Origin of the sequence: Neisseria sp. HMSC073G10, from assembly GCF_001812605.1 — a bacterium.
Taxonomy (GTDB): Bacteria; Pseudomonadota; Gammaproteobacteria; order Burkholderiales; family Neisseriaceae; genus Neisseria; species Neisseria subflava_A.
In genome coordinates this window covers 100,698-117,633 of sequence record NZ_KV809516.1, presented here as the reverse complement: position 1 = coordinate 117,633, position 16,936 = coordinate 100,698, and the positions used below count along the sequence as shown (strand labels likewise).

The following is a 16,936-nucleotide window of genomic DNA, read 5'->3' as shown; positions in this document are numbered from 1 at the left end:
TAAAACAAAAGCCCCGAAAATCGGGGCTTGGCATAGTTGCACTCAGAGCGATGATTCGCTTATTTTTTATTACAGGCCATCTCAAAAACCTCATTGCCAATACTGTCCTCCTGAAGAACCGCATATTTCTCGCCATCAATATAAACAAATCCTTTGTAACCGACATAACCGCCCATTGAATTTTTGCTATTGACCATGCCGCACACATGCTTTTTCTTATCCTTGCTGACTTGACCTGCAATCAAATCTTTAAATTTCACAGAATCAGGGTCTTTCATCATATTTCTAACAGCCTCTTTTGCACGCTCCAATAATTCGGCCTCTTCCTTTTCTGATTTTAATCGCAGCATCTCTTTTTTCACCTCCTCTTGCCGCTTCGCTTCATTTTCTGCTGCAATCTTTGCTTCATACTCTTTCTTAATCATCTCTTTTTTCTGATTATTCATATAAGCCCGACTAACAGCGGCTGCCATTAATATTGCCACAACCACCATCAGGATTTTCATGCCTTTCCCCATTTTCTCGCTTCCTTTAACTATTTGAATAAAGATTAAAAGGTTAATTTTACAGATAAAAGGTATAAATGCAAATTAATTAACCATTTTACTTAAAGGCCGTCTGAAAGTGCTATTCAGACGGCCTTATCTTTTATTCGGCCACCGTATTACCGCGCAAACACGCGGTAAAACCATCGCGGCCGTTTTGCTTGTCCGGCGAAGGCTGGACACTGCGCAAAATCCAAACAGGCAACGGCGTGCCGTAGGTATTGAAGCGGATACAGTTCTGCACCGACCAGCCGCCGCCGAATGCAGCCGCCTTGAGCGTGAAATAAGGCTTGCCGGTTGCCGGATTGGTCGGCGCAAGATCGGTCAAGGTATCGCTTTGAGCGACTAAGCCCAGCCGCTCGCCGTAAAGCTCGAATTGGGTTGCAGTAATGAATTTAATCAGCCAACGCTCGGTAATCGCGCCGTTGCTGGCCAACTTAATCGGGTAGTCTTTGACATTGGTACGCGCCAAAATAGGCTCCCCGCGTTGCGCGTCACTCCACACATTGTCCCATGCCTGTTGCGAAAACGGCTCGGTAGCACGCACCAGCAAATCGCCGCCGATCAGGGCGGAAGACACAAATGTGTTCTCCTTCGGATAATTGCGCCCAATCGCAAACTGGAGTTTCAGACGGCCTGAAATATCGACGCCGGTCACACGGTTTTCCTCTTCCCACGCGCACACGGCCGTCAGCGGCAGGGTATATTGCGACAAGTCCAACGGTTCGGCAAAAGTAATACTGCCCGCTTTGAGGTCTGCCGTGTATTTTTCGGCGAGGACGTGCTTGCCCTTGCTGTCGACCAAGCAGAGGCGGTCGATATTTTGACGGTTGAGTGTGATTTTTTGAGCGGCAGTAAACGCGCTGCCCAAATCCTGCTTGAGACGGTTGGAAATCACGATCATATCGCCCTTGCGGAACACAGGGACGCGGCCGTCGGCAGGCAGGCGCACGGCATCAATGCCGATAATCGACGAATCCAAAGGCAGGTTGTCTTGGGTCACGGCGTTGTAGCGTAAATCTTCTGGGTAAAAACCCTCATCACGCTTGATTTCGTAGAAGCCTGTCTCGTAGTCAATTTTGCCTGTAATGCCGCCGGTAATTTCGCCTGCGGCGTTGCTTCTTCCGACAATTTCGCCATTGCCCGCGTAAACGGTAAAGCTTTCAGGCTTAACCGGCGCGGCAGGCGTGCGGCCTGCATAACTGAATGTCTTGACTTGGGGCAACCGGACAACACCACCCGTTACCTTGAGGCTTTGGAATTTAATAGCCGGATCTCGAATCGAAACATTACCGTTGATATATAAAGTACCGATATTTTCTCCACTGCCTTTAGTCTCGCTCCAGTTTTTATAAAGCGTACCACCGTATTCAACGATTTCAGTCTCGCCGTCCGAGAAAGACCATGAGTTAAAGACACAGGCGCTGCCCTGATCAAAGTCAATTAAAACATTAAATGACAACCCACCCGCCAAACGTCCACTCCGGGCTTTAGCATGAGAGGAATCGGCAGACAGAAACTCCACATCCCACTTTCCAAAAGACATATCAACGGTCTTTTGAGCGGACACATTTTTTCTTTGTGCAAACCAAGTAGCCTCTAACGTCGAATGAGTCTCAACAGCCCATGCCAACGCCTCAACCCTTAATACCGATTTCGGAATAATGAGCTTTCCGCCATCCCAGCGAATGCCCTGTACGGCGTTTTTACCTACCCGCCAGCCGCCATTGAATGCAAACAAACTGATGCGGCCCGTACCCGATTTAACTTCTTTACCCAAATAAATAGCCATTAAATCCCACCATTAAAATGTTTGTCTAAGAGCCGCACCATACCAATTCGGAACTGTATATTCGTTTTTTTCGGAGACGCTCCCCTCCAGCTTAAGACTAAAAGTAGCTTGATTTGGCAAGGAATCCTTAAACATAAGCTCAAAGTGTGTACCCTTATCTCCCAGCGTCATACCATATCCTGCGCCGCCGACCACGCTTGCGCTTATTTTGAGCGCCTCCTCGCAGGTGTAATCAACCGCATTGCTGTTGATGTAACGAACGGTCGTTATAACTCCGTTGAGATAATCCACTGCTCCTTGGATATCCCCCGTCAGATTTCCGTTACCATCGTCTCGGGCGGTTTTTACACCATTGTCGGTCCACGTTAAAACAAGCGTACCCGGCTTAATAGGGTGTCCCAAATCATAAGTACATTTACTCTCTGAGGCCTTCGGCGTTGCCACTACCCCTGTTTTCCCGCCATCGAACGAGGCGAATCCGGAAATGCCGCCCCACTGGAACACTAGACGGCTACCGATATCGGGCAGAACAGGTAAATTGAGCACAACCGACCCCGTCGCCGATGATACTGTGCCGACAGCTTTCCCTGCCTCATCACGCAATATACCGTCGCCCGAATCTGAGAGCAGATACCAAACGCCCAAAGCCATAAACGACACTTTCAGACTGCCCAATACGGGAGTCGGCTTCAGGAGCGGCGCAAATGATGTACCGTGATTGGTTTCTTTAATTTCCACCGCGAAGGCATATCGCGCCGCAGATGAATTAGCGGCAGGAATTGCCGTTACCGTATGATAGCCATCAGGTAGGCCGGACAGGCGACCTTGTGCATAATCGACACTGATTAAATTGTCGCCGCTTTTTAGTTGCCCCAAAGCGTTGTCTTGATAATTCCCTATTTTCACGCTACCCGGTAGCAGCGAACATGGAAATATCAACGTCCCATTGCTGACACGGCCGGAAAAAAGCTGCTTTTCCGGCGCAGCGGCGACCCATGCTTCGCCGGGAACCGGGTATTCATCCGCATAAGGTGTCTCGACTGTCGAGGTCGGCACAAGCTTTTCGTAAATGCTTGACACCGTCAGCGCGGCATCTCCTGCCGAAAGGCCGTCTGATACAGGTTTTACGCCATAATAAGCCGCGGAATCTGCAACTTGGGTTTCCAAAATCTTAACTTTAGGCGCGGCATACCCCTTAACCGGATAATCGACACCATCAAAATCTCGGGTTAACGGATTGCTGATTTCCATTTTGACTACACGGCGAGGCACTTCCTCGACCTCACCGTTTGATTTTGGAATCTCAAAAATGCGCACTTCGTCATCGATGTTGATAATGCGGAAATACTCCGTGATACGGCGCGTCACATCTTCGGTTTTGTCCTCATATTGCAGACAATAACGCTCGCTGACCTTCGGCAAAGGAGCCTCTACGCGCTGATACGCCTGCACAAGGCGCACGCCTGCCAAATGGCGACCCAATAACGTCATGCGGCTCTCCACCGTCGGCACAGAATATGCTTCAATGCGCGGCATAATATCTGCGCGGCTCTCGCCGTAGTTGCGCGCCTTAAACGCCAAAAAAGACACGTTTTCAGAGGTCGGCGGCTCGGTAATGACAAAATGACCGCCGTAAAGCGGCTCGGAATCATTGCGCAAAACGGCAGGGTACAGCAGACGCGCGTCCAGGCTGCCCATCGTGCGGTCAACATCCGAGACGGGCGGGAAAATCTCGTTATCCTCGCCGGTCAGCGGCTGACCGACCATCAAACCGCCGCCATCAGGCGTATCGGTCATGCGCTGGCTGGGGTAAATCTGCAAATCCTGCTGCGTCAGACGCGTTGTTTTTTCCATTTTTGAAACCTTTTTAAATCCTGTTTAAATCTGTTTTCAGACAACCTTAAAACGTCATCAGGCAGAGCTGGGCGGTGTATCGTTCGCTATCCGTTTCCGGCGTTGAGTAATGCACCGGCTCGACATTGTTCAAAGCCGCGTTATGGGTGCGCCAAATAACATTAAATTCGCGGCCGTCGTAGTGCGTCAGCGTCATCTCCAATTCGGGTACGTCCGTCCAGTCACGCAACGTACGTAAGATACTCAAATCAAGCCACACCCAATCGCCCGATAGCGTAATCGGACGACCGTTTGCCTTAATGCCTTGTTGGATGACCAATCCGCCCGACAAAGTGCGCTGCGGAGCGGCCTGCGCCACCTTGTTCCATTCAAATTCATCGTCCCAGCGCATATCCTGCGGCAGATGTACGGCCACGCCATTGTCTTTCCGTTTCAGCGTCCATTCTTGATTTGCCATTTCAGACGGCCTTTGCGTATTTTTCTCAAAACCCTATTAAAACAAAAGCCCCGAAAATCGGGGCTTGGCATGGTTGCAGTCAGATGGTTGCAGGCCGTCTGAATTATGTCGTGCGCTTTAATGAAGCTTGTAAACTATTCATAAAACCGTTAACAGCTTTCTCGGCAACTGCCTGGTCTCTCTGCGCCAAAATTTGGTTAAGCTTTTCCGGGTCGATATTAACCTGCGTATTGCCGATTTGTTGCAACCGCTGGGCGGCATTGCTGCTGCCCTGCGAACCTTGGTTGCGGACTTGCTCTTGCGCGGCAGATTCGGCGCGCTTGCTGCGCTGCCTGTTGTAAATCTGTTGCTGCAAATCGATTTGACGCTGATATTCGCGCGCAACGTCGGTTTGTTTGAGGCGGTTGGCATTGTCAAGTTTTTGTTGCAGCTCACGGATTTTTCTCTCTTGCTGCAAAGAATAAATCGCTTCCGTATTGCCATTAAGCTCGGCAAGCTCGGCCTCAAGCGCACGGGTTGCATCATGTGCTTCTTGGCGCAGGGCATTCAGCCGGCGTTGGGCATCGGATATCGCATTGCGGAATTTTGTCAGCTCAGTATTCCCCAATTTATCGGCAGCACGAGATGCCGCGCTGGCCGCATCGTTCAAGATATCCTGTGTCACTGCGCCTTGAGCAGAAGCATTGGTCAGCCTTTGCATCGCGGTATTCGCGCTGTAAATCTGTTGCGTGTACTCTTTCATCTGAGCAGCGCGGAATGTGGCCTCCATGCCCAACTTAATCCCGGAAAACTGTCGGTTCATCAAATCCAGCTGCTCATTATTGAGCTTGTAAAAGCCTGCCGTTTGCGTCAGACGGTAGCCGTAATCACTAAACGATTTAGATGCATTTGCCGCCGCTTTGGCTGCATTGTCTGCCTCCACTGCCGCCTCTTTGTTGGCTGTCGCCACTTTTCTGACCGATTGGGCATGGTTTTCCGCCGCTTGCGAGCCTTTTTCATGCGCGGCTTTCGCGGCTTCGCCTGTTTTAGCGGCAGTATCGTTCAGCCCTTGATAAGCGTTTTTGGCTTTTTCCGCACCGCCCGACGCTGCATCGCCCAAACGGGCAAGCTGCTCCTGCGTCAACAGTGCCGCGTCGCCGCTGGATTTGAGCTGGTGTTGAAACTCGGCAAATTCCTCCTTGCTTTTAAGTTTGCCCATCATAGCCTCAAAGGCTGCCTGTATTAACTTGGCATCTTTTTGACCGGCCGCCGCCGCTTCTGTCGAGGCTGTCTGAAAATCAGCAAATGCCTGCCGCGCATCGCTGCTGATTCCCGTCATCACGGCCTTGCTGTCCACGCCGAGTTTCGCGAAGGCGTCGGCAACCTTGTCAGTCGACTCCCTTGCAGTATCTCCGATTTTCTTAATTTCCTCGGCCGTCAGCCCGGATTGCTTGCCTACCTTTTCCAATTCGGCCAAAAGAGCATCGGTTGATTCTTTGCTGTCCATCTGCTTGAGCGCGGCTTGAAACACCCGGCCCATCTGCTCGGCATCATTACCAAACTGAGAGGCAACACGCGAAAAATTGGCAATACCTTCCGCCGCCTTTTTACTCATGCCGGTGGTTACTTCTTCCGCCGTCAAACCCAAAGCCTCAAGGGCTTTTTGTGCCGCGGCAAGCTCGCCTGTATCTGCGCTGATTTTGACGTTTTTCTTATCAAGTTCGGCTTTCAGTTCGGCGGTTTTGGTGTGCACGTTTTCCAGCTTGATTGCCAGCTCACTGTAAAGGTCGCTGGTTTCTCGACCGTCGGCACGCAAGGCAGCCATACTGCGCTCCAACGCAGCTTGTTCGGCGGCGGAAGCACGATATTCGGCTTGCAGGGCTTTGACGGCGGCTGCCTCTTCTTCGGCAGCTTTTTTCTTGGCGGCGGCGGCTTTTTCGGCGGCTTCAGTAGCCTTTTTGTTTGATTCTGCAAGCTCGCGCTTGATTTCGGCGTCAGTTTTGAAAAATTCGTGATATTTATCCAAACTTCCCGTTGTTACCAGACTCTCTATCATGGCGATCGGGCGTGCTATCTCGTCAAAAATACCGCGTAGGCCTGGGATGTGTTCGTATAGGTCCTGAATGAATGATCCGAGGGCTTCACCAGCGGTTACCGCCAACGTCCCAATCAGTCCCCATCGGGAGGCGACCGCAGACAGTCCTGATGCCAAACCACTCACGCCGCGTGTTTGCGCTGCACCTGCCGCCGCACTTATTCCATATTCTTTAGCCGCCAAACCGGCTTTGCCATATGAAACAGTCAACGCATCGACAGCAGCTTTTTGAGACACCAAACTTTTCAGCGCAGTCGCACCACCAAGACGCACAACTGCAGAATACGCCTCCATTGCAACACGGGCGGCCGCAAAGTAAATTGCCAGCTTTGACAATACCGGAAAATCTTTTGTGAAATCGCTAATTGCCGTTGCAACCGTTTCAACTGTGGATGCCGTTATTTTTAAAATAGGCAATAAGGCATTACCCAGTTCTCCCGCCATATTGGAAACTGCCGCCTTGGCCTTATTGATTTGCCCTTCGGTAGTATTTAATGCAGCTGCCGCCTCCTTCTGCATCGCGCCTTGTATTTGTGATTGGTCGTTTACCAAGCCCAAAGCCTTTTCGTACTCGCCGAGCGAGCCGACCAAGAGGGCGATGTCATCGCTGTATTCCGTGCCGAAGAGTTGCGAGAGCATCAGGGCGCGGCTTTGTTTGTCCAAGCCTTCAAGTTTATGCAGGAACTCGGTCAGAGCCTGCTGCGGATTCGCGGCGATATTGGCCGCCATCTCGTCTGCGGACGTACCGATACCTTCCAAGGCCGCCTGAAAGTCTTTGCCCTGGCTTTGCGCGGTTTGCAGTTTTTGCAGCATGGCGTTGATGGCGGTAGCCGCCACTTCGGGCGGTTTGCCCAATGCGATAAATGCGTCGGCAAGCGCGGCGGCTTCGTCTGCGGCCAAGCCGAACTGTTTCGCCGTACCGCCGATACGCGCCATTGCGGCGACAATGTCTTTTTCTCGTGCGGCGGTATTGTTGCCCAAAACGTTGATGGCATCGCCGAGTTTCTCCACTTCGCCGATTGGGAGCTGGAACACGTTGGCAATCGTCGCGGCGGCATTGCCTGCCTCTTCAGCGGTCATGCCGAAGGCGGTTGCCATAGTCGCGGTAACGCGTGCAAATTCATCCAACTTATCGGCAGCAATACCTAACTGACCGCCAGCGGCAACAATTTCAGCCATCTGCTCCGGCATCATGCCGAACTCTACCGCCAGTTTTTTAACTTGCTCGCCCAACTGTTCGATCTGCTCAGGAGTGCCGTCCACGACTTTCCGAACACCTGCCATTGCGCTTTCAAATTTTACTGCCTCACGTGCAGCATACGTCAGCCCGGCAGCACCACTCGCCACCCCTCGGAACTCATTGGCAAAGTCGGCAAGTGTAGGACGCAAATCCGATAAGCTCTTATTCAACTGGAACACTTTATCGTTATAGTGGGCAGTTGCACGGGAGAGCTCTTCCTTGGTTAACGTGCCGCTACTTTTTAAAAGGTCATAGCTTTTCTTAAGCTCCTGCAGCTCACGCAAGGCTTTCTCATCGGTATCGATACCAAGTTTGATTTTTGCATCGGCAATGGCTTTAAGTTCCGATGCCTCGGCTGACAGCTTATCCAATTTTGCCGTCGCAGTTGCTGTCTCAGCAGTCAGTCGGCTTTCTTCGGCAGCAAGGTTTTTGACGGACACGCCCGACGCATTCATCGCCTGTGTGGTGAGAGCAAGACTGTCTTTCAGACGGCGTTTTGCTCCTTCGAGCCTGTTGACCTGTTCGGAAAGTTTTTGGTATTCCCGTTCCTGTGCCTTGGTTGCGCTGTCCTTCATTTGCGCCGACAAGGCGGATAGGCTGGATTTCGCCGCCTTCAGCGCAACATCTGTTTCTTCAAGTTCGCTGCCGAGCTTGCGGTAATAGTCGATAAGCCCCTGCTGCTTGGCAATTTCAGCAAATTCCCGACCTGCTTCATCGGTATTTTTTGCCAAAGCCGACGTATCCACACCCGCTGCTTCGATTTGTGCCGACAGTGCCTTGATGTTTTCAACACCCTCGACGCCCGCCTTAATCTCAATCCCTGCTTGAATATTCGCCATTATTTTGATACCTTTACTATCTCGAATGAATAACCCTTAACAGATTTCAGCCAATGAAAACCCTCGCTCTAACCATACTTTTCGCTGTCGGTGCATTCTTCGGTTTCGCCGCGCTGTATCTCGGTTTCGATCTGTTGGCGCACATCCGCGACATGAAACTGCTGGAACTTTTCGCCTTTATGGCCGTTAGCGGATACCTGATTAAATCAGTCCTGCATCGGTTCTAATCTGTTTTTAAAACCACTTTAAAAAAGGCCGTCTGAAACCTGCCGCCGCTGCGCCTAGACGCAGAAGCCAGTTTCAGACGGCCTTTGTTTATTACCGAATCTTTAGTTGTTGTACGACGTGAAGGAATAGGTCGAAGTCTCGCCCGAAGCCAACACTGCCGTGCCTTTGAATTCCGCCTCATTAAAGTCGTCGCCGAACCAGTCGATACTGCCGTCCGCCGCCAGTACGGCATGGGGGATATGCAGGATGCCGGTCTCGCCGGTAACGCGGTTGCGGCCGTCGACGTAGATTTCCAAGTCCAATTTAGACAAGGTCGCGGCAGAGACTTTATAGCCGCCGGAATCGCGGGTTTTGTAGTCGACGGTGATGTTTTCGCCGTCGTTGACGGTATCGGCGGCCGGCAGGATGGTAATCATGCCCAAGGTGGCATTGATGTCCAAATGCTTGGCATCAACATTTGCGTTTGACTTGTTTTTGACTTTGACGGTAGCCGGGTCGATGTTGCCGTTTGCCAGTTTGTACGCCATGCCTTTTTTGCCGATGGTCACGGTCTCGCCGGTAACGGTCTCCGCCGTAGCCGCGATGACGGCGGCTTCGCCCATCAGGGCAAGCGCGAGGTTGTCTTTGTCGAAGGTGTCGAGTTTCAGGCCGATTTCGGTGGGCTTGACGGTTTTCAGGCTGTCGAGTGCGCTGCCGTAAGTGCCTTTTTGCTTGGATACGCGCTCTTTGGTTTCCACGCTGGTCTGCGTGGTCAGGGCGGTGGTATTACCGATTTCGATAAAGCCCGAGTCTTTTTGATTGAGGTTGCGCACCTTGACGTCGCCCTCAAAGATTAAGCCGTGGTCGTTTTGTTTTGCCATGTGGCAGCTCCTTTAGTTTGCCGCCTGCACGGTGTCGCAGGCGAATGAAATAGGGTAAAAGGCAAAGCCGTCGTTGTATTCGATGGATGGCGAAGCGATGCGCCGGAAAGGGGTAACGGCATATTCGTCGCCCGCATCCCATCCCGAAAACGCCCGTTGGATTGCCGTCAGGGTCTCGCCGACCTCGTACAGCGTGGATTTGCCGTTGGCGGTATAGCTTCGCGCCAAAACAAAGGTAAAGTGCAGCGTCGATTTGAGGTATTTGCCGTTTTTCGCTTCGTCGGCAAAGGTCGAGCCGCCGTAAACGACATAGACCGCGCCGTCCAGCGGGGCGGCTTTGCGCTTCGCCGTGCCTTGGGCGAGCAGCTCGGCAAGTTCGCCGATCTCCTTGACCGCCTTGATGCCTTTGACGGTTTTCAGACGACCTAGAATTTCGGGATAGACCGCCAATAAGTTTTCATGCTGTTTTAAAGCCATATCAGACAATCAATCCTTCCAGCCAATCGGACATCAATTCGTCGATGTCCTGATAATCTTGCGAAGACAAGCCCAAAAACGGACGCGCCGGCATGTTTTTCGTGCCTTCCTGCACATAAACCGAGTAGCCCATGATTGAGCCGGTAATCACGCTTTTTGCCGATGCCTCGTGCGTAATGCTTGCCAAGAGGTTGCCGTGGTCCACCAAAATCCCGCCACGTCCGTTTTTGGCTTCTGCCGTAGCGGGAGATACGTCCGCCCAGCGTTTGCCGTCGGGCGCAGTTTTGGTTTCGGCGATACGGCGTCGGGTCGAGGATTCGAGGATGCCGCCGATGGCGCGCAAAGGCTCTTCAAGGCTGCCCGTCAATTTGCCCGACAGACGGCTCAGGCTTTGGGCGATACGCGATAAGTCGTGTGATACCGTAATCCGCATCGCTTACTCCTTAAGCCATTCCCGCAAATCGGGTTCGGCATTCACATAAACGGCACACGTTGACGGTCTGCGGTCATCCGATACGCGGCTTTCGTCCAGCATATTCGGATTTTTGACGACCATCTTCAGCCAGGCGATTGCCGACTGATAACGCTCTTCGACAATGCCTGTTACCGCATCGTCGTAGAGGTAGTAGCGGGCGATGTCGCAGACTTTGATTTTCAAAACCTGCGGCGCAGTGTCGTTGGTAAAAAACAGTTTCGCCGCCCGAAGGTAGCTTGCCGCTTCTTCTTCCGCGTCGGCGATTGCCGCCGCCATCACCGCTTCATCTATGGTTTCATAGTTTTCATGATTCGACCGCTCCGCCATTTCCTGCTCGCCGAAACGCGTAATCATGTCTTGGATGGTAATCATGCCGTCCTCCGTTTTCAGACGACCTTTAAAACTGCCTTAAAGGCCGTCTGAAATCCGTTTAAGACATGGTCAGCGTTGCCAACAACTCGGGGCGCAGCGCAATCGGCAATGGATTGGACTGCATATGCAGGCTCCAGCCTTTGTCGTGCTGCAATTTCTCGCGGCTGGCGTAATACGGCAGGGCGCGGGTGTTGACGGTCGCGTTCATGTCGGCAGGGGCGAAATACTCTTTGTAAAGATTACGGCCGACCGGCAGCAGAATGGCTTTGTCCGCACCGATGTCGGCTGCGCTGCCGAAATGGTTGGCATACTCGATAAAGCGGATGCCTTTGTGGACAAACTCGGTCGGATTGAGCGTATCGCCTTCGCGGTAGGCGCGTGCTTCGTCAAAGCGTTTGTACACTTCGAAGATGGACTTATGCTCTTTGAGCGCGCTCAAAAACTCTGCGCCGCAATATACAACCCAGCCGCGCACTTGCGCACCGTTGAATTTTTGGCGTTGTTCGGACAAGAGCTTGTCCAATACCGCGCCGACTTTGGTCGCGTCTTTCGACAATTCGATGTTTTGCGTTTTGCGCGTAACGCCGAAATCGGTATTGATGTCCAAAATCACGCTGCCGTCCGCATCCAAAATCTTGCCTTGCAACGCGCCGAGCATCAGGTGCTCACGGGTGTATTCAAGGTCGGATTTGCCGCCGGCCAGCTTTTCGTTGACCTTGTCCATGACGGTCGCGGCTTGGGTCATGCCGAAAGCGCGCAGGTTCTGCACGTCGTCCGCGCGGATGACGTCATGAATCGGCAGGTGTGGGATTTTGACGGTACGCACGGTGCGTTTCGGACTTTCGACCGCCTGGCCGGCCGTACCGCGCTCTTTGCTGGTTACCAAGTGGACTTTGCCGTCTTGGAACTCAATGTCGGCGTAGGTGGTGGTCAGATATTCGGGTTCGAAAATACCCAGCTCGCGGATTTGGCTTGCGCCCGGGTCGATTTTGTTGACGGCGGTGGTCAAAGCCTGCACGCCGAATTTGCTGTTGTCAGATAAAGGCATATTTTTTCCTTGTAGTTACAGAGTGTCGCCATTCGGGTTGACAATACGGTTTACAACATAAACGATGCCGTATGGATCGCCGTCTTTATTCAGCTGCTCAATCACATTACCTTCCGTTTTCGATGTACCGCCGCGAATTGCATCGTCTGAGCATCGATCCAGATTTATGATGCAATTGTGCGGCTGTACGATGACTTTACCGTCGGCTTCATCCGTCAACGCCAGCAGTTTGAACTCGCTGCGGAGAGGAAATTTAACAAATGTACCGGCTTTTGTGCCTTGCGAAGCAGCAATCGCCACACGCGTTAACGGCGTCGCTTCGTATTTCAAAAAGTCGGAAATAGCAGGGCCGAGGATTTCGGTTTTGGCTTTAGACATAAGAGCCTCCCAATAAGCCTTTGTGGCTGGCGACGGAAAACTTGCCCTCCGCCTCGCCGGTGTGTTCGGATTCGCCTTTGCCTGCGCCTTCGCTCAACAGCGCGGGCGGTACGGCAGACTGGGCGGCTTTCGGCGTCAAATCGGCAATCATGGCTTCCGCCGCTTCGATGTCGGCAGACAAAAGCACGGTCATCGTCGCATCGGACAAGCCTTCAAACTTGCCGTCTTCGCCTTCCTTAAAGCCGGCGGCGGACAATTTCGCCTTGACTTGGTTTTTCTTGGCAGCCGCTTCGGCTTCTTTCAGCTTTTTCTCGGCTTCGGCTTTTTCAGCCTTGAGCGTATCGACTTCCGCTTTCAGGTCGTCAAATGCTTGCTTTTCTTCGGGTGTCATAGATAACTCCAAAGGTTGTTTAAAAATATCCGGCAAGGGGCTGCCGTCCGACAACACCACCGCCTCTGTCTCGCCATCTACGCCGACGGCGGTAAACGATACTTCGCGTATCGCACAACGGCGCAGGATGACGGCCGGCCCGGTTACCTCGTTGCCGTTGACGGACAATACTGCGCCCGCCGCCAGCTCCTCGTAGGATTCCGCCTGCGCGTAAACCGACATCTCCCAAGGGAAACCTTGGTCGGCGGCTTCGGCAATCTGCATGCCAAACTCATTGGACAACAGACTGCCTTCTGCAATCAGGCCGTCCGCCGTTACCGACAGGCTGCACACGCCCGCCATTTTCAGCGGCGAATGCTCCAACAGAACGGGGACGGACGCTTTGTGTGACAGCTGGGCCAAATCGACGACTGCCTGATAACCGCCGTAGCCGAACGGCTTGCCCGAATTGGCAACGCCTTTAAAAGTACGCACCTTGTCGGCACCGGTCGCCAGGGCAACCGGCAGCGCGGCGGACAATTTGATTTTGAGGGGGGTGTTGTTCGTATCCATTGCTCTATTTTGCCTTGCCAAGTTCAAAAAGACGTACGGCAGGATTTCACTTCCCAATCCAAATGCAAAAGCCGCCTAAAACCCGAATATCAGGTTTCAGACGGCCTTGCGCAGTTCATCTATTTAAAATTCGATTCAGGGGCGTTTTAGAAGCCTCTATGATTGATTTTAAAATGCTGAATATATCTTTGCTTGCCCCAAGTATTTAAACGCGCTAAAACGCGGAATTTGAGCGTTTATGAAAAAGGCCGTCTGAGTCGGTTTCAGACGGCCTTCGGGTTATACAGGTTTAAATCTCGGATCAGCTTCCAGGGCGGTTTTCAAAGCTGCTTTAAACGGCTTAATCCACTCGGACTTTTCTGCCGCCTCAAGTATCCATCCGTACACATTGGCAAATGCCTTCGAGGACAAATCCGCAATCGAAAACACACAGCCCGAAAACTCGCCCTGCATTTGCTCGGCTGCTTCCTTGTCGATTTCGGCAAGGCGCGGGTACAGATAGTCCAACAATTCGGACGGGGCGGTTTTTCCGCCTAAAAATACTTTTACTTCGCGGCTGACATACAGTTCAGACGGCATGACTTACTCCGATATTTTTACCAATAAGCGGACTTTATCCCGCTGTTCTTTCGGCAATGATAACACATACTGCAACAATTTATGCCGGTTTGCCGCATTCAAGTGTCGTAAATCAAGCGGGACAATATCGGCTTTATCAAAATGCTCCTGAATCTTATCGACCTTAGTATTCCACGCCCCGGTGGTGTGTGCAAAATAACGGTTCATCAATTCCGCACGGTCGGGATTTTCGGTAAACATAAAATCTAGTTTTACCCATTGCTCACGGGGCAGGTCGTCTGAAACAATCAGGTAATCGGCTTGACCCTTACCTTTCTCCACAGGCAAATCGAACACTTCCAGCCTGTCTCCCGTTTCAGCCTGCCACGCTGCCGCAGCTCTCGCTTCGTGGTCTTTGGTATTGTTGGCAGACTGCTCTTTTGTCAGCCTGCGCACTTCTTTTTCCGATACCTTGTCCGGCAAAGCCAACACCGCTACTTTATCAGACGGCACGCTGTACCGCTTGTCCAGCCACGCTTCGCGCTCGGCAATCATGGCGGCCAGTGCCTCTTCGCCGTTTCGCTCGCCAAACAGCGCGTCCATTGCGCCCAATCGGTCGCCGTGATTGTGTGCAAAGCTCGGCGTGATGTCGTCGGGAATCAATACCGTTTGACCTGTGCGCGGATTGGTAAACTCGACCATATCCACATCAGGCTCGCCGCTGATGCCCTCGCGTTCCGCCTGCCGACGGGTCAGCGCGGAAACCGAGCATTTGCAGCCATAGCCGTTGGGCGGGAAGATGACTTTCCAGATGTCGTGTTCGACGGGCAAAATCAGCCCGTAGTAGCGTTTATGGCTGTCGCGCGGATGCCCGGCGGCGGAATGGTTGTAGCGCAAATACGGCAGGGCTTTTTTGTTTGCCTGTATCCGTTGCCACTGCCCCGCCGCAAAGGCGGTTTGCATATTGGTGTTAAAAATGGTTTTCAGACGGCGCGTACTGCCGAGCTGTACCAATTTCGGCTCGCCGTCCAGCGGGTCGGTCATCACTTGCTCGCCCCACCAGCCTTTAGCCATCAAATACGGTTTTAAACGCTTTTTAAAATCGGCAAACGCCGTGCCGTTTTGCTGCGCGGATTCGATGGCATCTTTGACTTCGGCGAGCATATCCGCGTCCATCATCTTGGCGACGGTAAAGGCAAGGCTGTGTTGATATAGCCATACATCGTAATGACTGAATCCGGGCAGGATTTTCTTAGCCTTGAAATGCTCGAAAGCAGCTTTATCGACTAGGCCGGCGAAGTTGTATTCAATCCCGTCCATCGCCTGCTCCGTCAACCCAAGCCGAAAGGCCGTCTGAAACCAAACGCTGGATCAAGAGATTGTCGCCCTTGCTCAAATCAAGTTCGGACAGCTTCGCCTCAAATTCGGCGTAGTCTTTGCAGCTTTCCAGTAAACCCAACACCGCCTCCATTTTCGGTCGGGCGATTGCCTGCTCCGCCGTATCGGGCGCATTATGGGCAAGGCCGTCAGACAGGCGCAGGCTGAATTTGGCGGGCGCAGGGTTTTCAGACGACGCTTTCGGGTCGCGCAGCTCGAAATGTTCCGGCTCAAAGCCCAAGATGTCGCGATAGTAGGTTTCGGTCAACACGAGCTGCCCCGTATCCATATACATCTTGTCGCGTTCGGCTCGGGTTTTATCAACCTTGATTTCGTCTTCAAACTCAAACCATACGCCTTTGGGCGCATTAATCGGCTTGCCGTAGGCGTTGTTGACCATCACAAGCGCGTCGATAAAGTGCTGTGCAGCGCGGGAGAGCAGAGCGAGATACGCGCCGATACGCTCGTCGCGGTTGTTTTCTTCGGTTTCCTGACTGGCGCGGCTGGCGGTCTCAAGGTCGCTGGTTTTGACCTTGCCCAACAGCGTTTTTTGGATGCGCACATTGGCGAGGTTTTCCAATCGGCGGAATGCCTGACCGTCCGCGCTGTTTTGCAGCATCATCACATCGTCTTCGCGTTCGATGCTCAATGCGCCGCCGCTCACAAAACGGTAAAAACGGCTCATGAAACTGTCGTGGTCGTCGTTGCTGTTGGCTTGGATTTTGGCAATCAAATACGGCTGGGCGTAGCGCGTGATGAATTGTGCCGCATAAATAAAGCCTTTTTTACGCAACGCAACCGGCGCATACAGCCGCGCCGCCGCCATTTCGCCCGCAGGATTGGTTGAAGTGGCGCGGTGGGTAATAAAGAGATACAGCACGTCCGTATTGCAGGCTTCCTCACCGCCGCTGCCGCGATACACCAGCGAACCGTCGCGGTAGGGAACGTATTTCGCCAATTCGCCGCTTTTGTTGCTGATATGCTTAATCGTCAAAAAGCCGTCGGGTTCGGGCTGATAAACGTACCGACCGACACCATAGCCGCCCAGACGCGCCGTCAGGACGATTTCGGCAAGCGCGGGCAGGTGGCGTTTAAGCGTTTTCCATAGACGGTCTTTGTCTTCGTCGCTCAAGTCCTCGCCATAAATGCGCCACGCCTTGTTCTGCATGGCGGAATGCAAATCCTCCAAACAGGCGGCGACCTCATCGTCGCCCGACACCGCATCCAACGCCTGCTGTCTGTCCACGCCGAGACGCGAAAGCAGCGCGTCCGTGCCCTCCATATTGGAAAACAGGCTTTCCAGCGCATCTTCGGTCGCGCTCGTCAATGTCTTGATGGCGGTTTTCCGCGTTGCGCTTTTAATCAATCCGAACATATTTCTTACTCCGAAAGGCCGTCTGAAAACGGTTTCAGACGACC

General features: G+C 52.6%; 16 protein-coding genes. 1 reads left to right on the top strand and 15 read right to left on the bottom strand.

Annotation, left to right across the window (positions count from 1 at the left end; translation table 11 throughout):
- Positions 1–59: 59 nt before the first annotated feature.
- The 5 genes from HMPREF2865_RS05250 to HMPREF2865_RS05230 form a co-directional block, all read right to left on the bottom strand.
- Positions 60–518, bottom strand: a complete 459-nt coding sequence (locus tag HMPREF2865_RS05250) for a hypothetical protein (RefSeq protein WP_049344596.1) — start codon at positions 516–518, stop codon at positions 60–62.
- A 130-nt stretch (positions 519–648) separates the two neighbouring features.
- Positions 649–2,337, bottom strand: coding sequence for a hypothetical protein (locus HMPREF2865_RS05245; protein ID WP_070646126.1), 1,689 nt, complete (start codon positions 2,335–2,337; stop codon positions 649–651).
- Positions 2,338–2,349: 12 nt separating this feature from the next.
- Entirely contained in the window at positions 2,350–4,191 is a 1,842-nt protein-coding gene (locus HMPREF2865_RS05240) for a hypothetical protein (RefSeq protein WP_070646123.1), read from the bottom strand.
- Between the two features lie 46 nt (positions 4,192–4,237).
- Positions 4,238–4,648: a hypothetical protein gene (locus HMPREF2865_RS05235; RefSeq protein ID WP_049335950.1), complete on the bottom strand. Its 411-nt coding sequence runs from the start codon at positions 4,646–4,648 to the stop codon at positions 4,238–4,240.
- Between the two features lie 103 nt (positions 4,649–4,751).
- On the bottom strand, positions 4,752–8,801 hold the full coding sequence (locus tag HMPREF2865_RS05230) for a phage tail tape measure protein (protein WP_070646120.1): 4,050 nt from the start codon (positions 8,799–8,801) through the stop codon (positions 4,752–4,754).
- Between the two features lie 53 nt (positions 8,802–8,854).
- On the opposite strand from HMPREF2865_RS05230, the gene HMPREF2865_RS05225 reads away from it, so the two are divergent.
- Positions 8,855–9,028 (top strand): CDP-diacylglycerol--serine O-phosphatidyltransferase, encoded by a 174-nt coding sequence (locus HMPREF2865_RS05225; protein ID WP_070646117.1) that lies wholly within the window; start codon positions 8,855–8,857, stop codon positions 9,026–9,028.
- 102 nt (positions 9,029–9,130) lie between these two features.
- Here HMPREF2865_RS05225 and HMPREF2865_RS05220 read toward each other — a convergent pair whose 3' ends face one another.
- The 10 genes from HMPREF2865_RS05220 to HMPREF2865_RS05175 form a co-directional block, all read right to left on the bottom strand.
- Positions 9,131–9,889: a phage tail tube protein gene (locus tag HMPREF2865_RS05220; RefSeq protein WP_070646113.1), complete on the bottom strand. Its 759-nt coding sequence runs from the start codon at positions 9,887–9,889 to the stop codon at positions 9,131–9,133.
- Positions 9,890–9,901: 12 nt separating this feature from the next.
- Positions 9,902–10,366, bottom strand: coding sequence for a phage tail terminator protein (locus HMPREF2865_RS05215; protein WP_049226976.1), 465 nt, complete (start codon positions 10,364–10,366; stop codon positions 9,902–9,904).
- Between the two features lies 1 nt (position 10,367).
- Positions 10,368–10,799, bottom strand: a complete 432-nt coding sequence (locus HMPREF2865_RS05210) for a phage virion morphogenesis protein (RefSeq protein WP_070646109.1) — start codon at positions 10,797–10,799, stop codon at positions 10,368–10,370.
- A gap of 3 nt (positions 10,800–10,802) precedes the next feature.
- The gene (locus HMPREF2865_RS05205; RefSeq protein ID WP_049323787.1) at positions 10,803–11,213 is read right to left on the bottom strand and encodes a phage protein Gp36 family protein; all 411 of its coding nucleotides are present in this window, start codon (positions 11,211–11,213) and stop codon (positions 10,803–10,805) included.
- A 58-nt stretch (positions 11,214–11,271) separates the two neighbouring features.
- Positions 11,272–12,261, bottom strand: a complete 990-nt coding sequence (locus HMPREF2865_RS05200) for a major capsid protein (protein WP_070646106.1) — start codon at positions 12,259–12,261, stop codon at positions 11,272–11,274.
- A 15-nt stretch (positions 12,262–12,276) separates the two neighbouring features.
- Complete coding sequence (locus HMPREF2865_RS05195; RefSeq protein WP_070646103.1) at positions 12,277–12,639, bottom strand: oxaloacetate decarboxylase alpha chain; 363 nt, start codon at positions 12,637–12,639, stop codon at positions 12,277–12,279.
- On the bottom strand, positions 12,632–13,582 hold the full coding sequence (locus tag HMPREF2865_RS05190) for a hypothetical protein (RefSeq protein WP_070646099.1): 951 nt from the start codon (positions 13,580–13,582) through the stop codon (positions 12,632–12,634). The genes HMPREF2865_RS05195 and HMPREF2865_RS05190 overlap by 8 nt, the downstream gene beginning before the upstream one ends.
- Before the next feature lie 279 nt (positions 13,583–13,861).
- Positions 13,862–14,161 carry a glycine cleavage system H protein gene (locus tag HMPREF2865_RS05185; RefSeq protein ID WP_070646096.1) on the bottom strand — a complete coding sequence of 100 codons (300 nt, stop codon included), beginning with the start codon at positions 14,159–14,161 and terminating at the stop codon, positions 13,862–13,864.
- Positions 14,162–14,164: 3 nt separating this feature from the next.
- Positions 14,165–15,460 (bottom strand): phage minor head protein, encoded by a 1,296-nt coding sequence (locus HMPREF2865_RS05180; protein WP_070646093.1) that lies wholly within the window; start codon positions 15,458–15,460, stop codon positions 14,165–14,167.
- Entirely contained in the window at positions 15,447–16,892 is a 1,446-nt protein-coding gene (locus HMPREF2865_RS05175; protein WP_049344573.1) for a phage portal protein family protein, read from the bottom strand. The genes HMPREF2865_RS05180 and HMPREF2865_RS05175 overlap by 14 nt, the downstream gene beginning before the upstream one ends.
- Positions 16,893–16,936 lie beyond the last annotated feature (44 nt).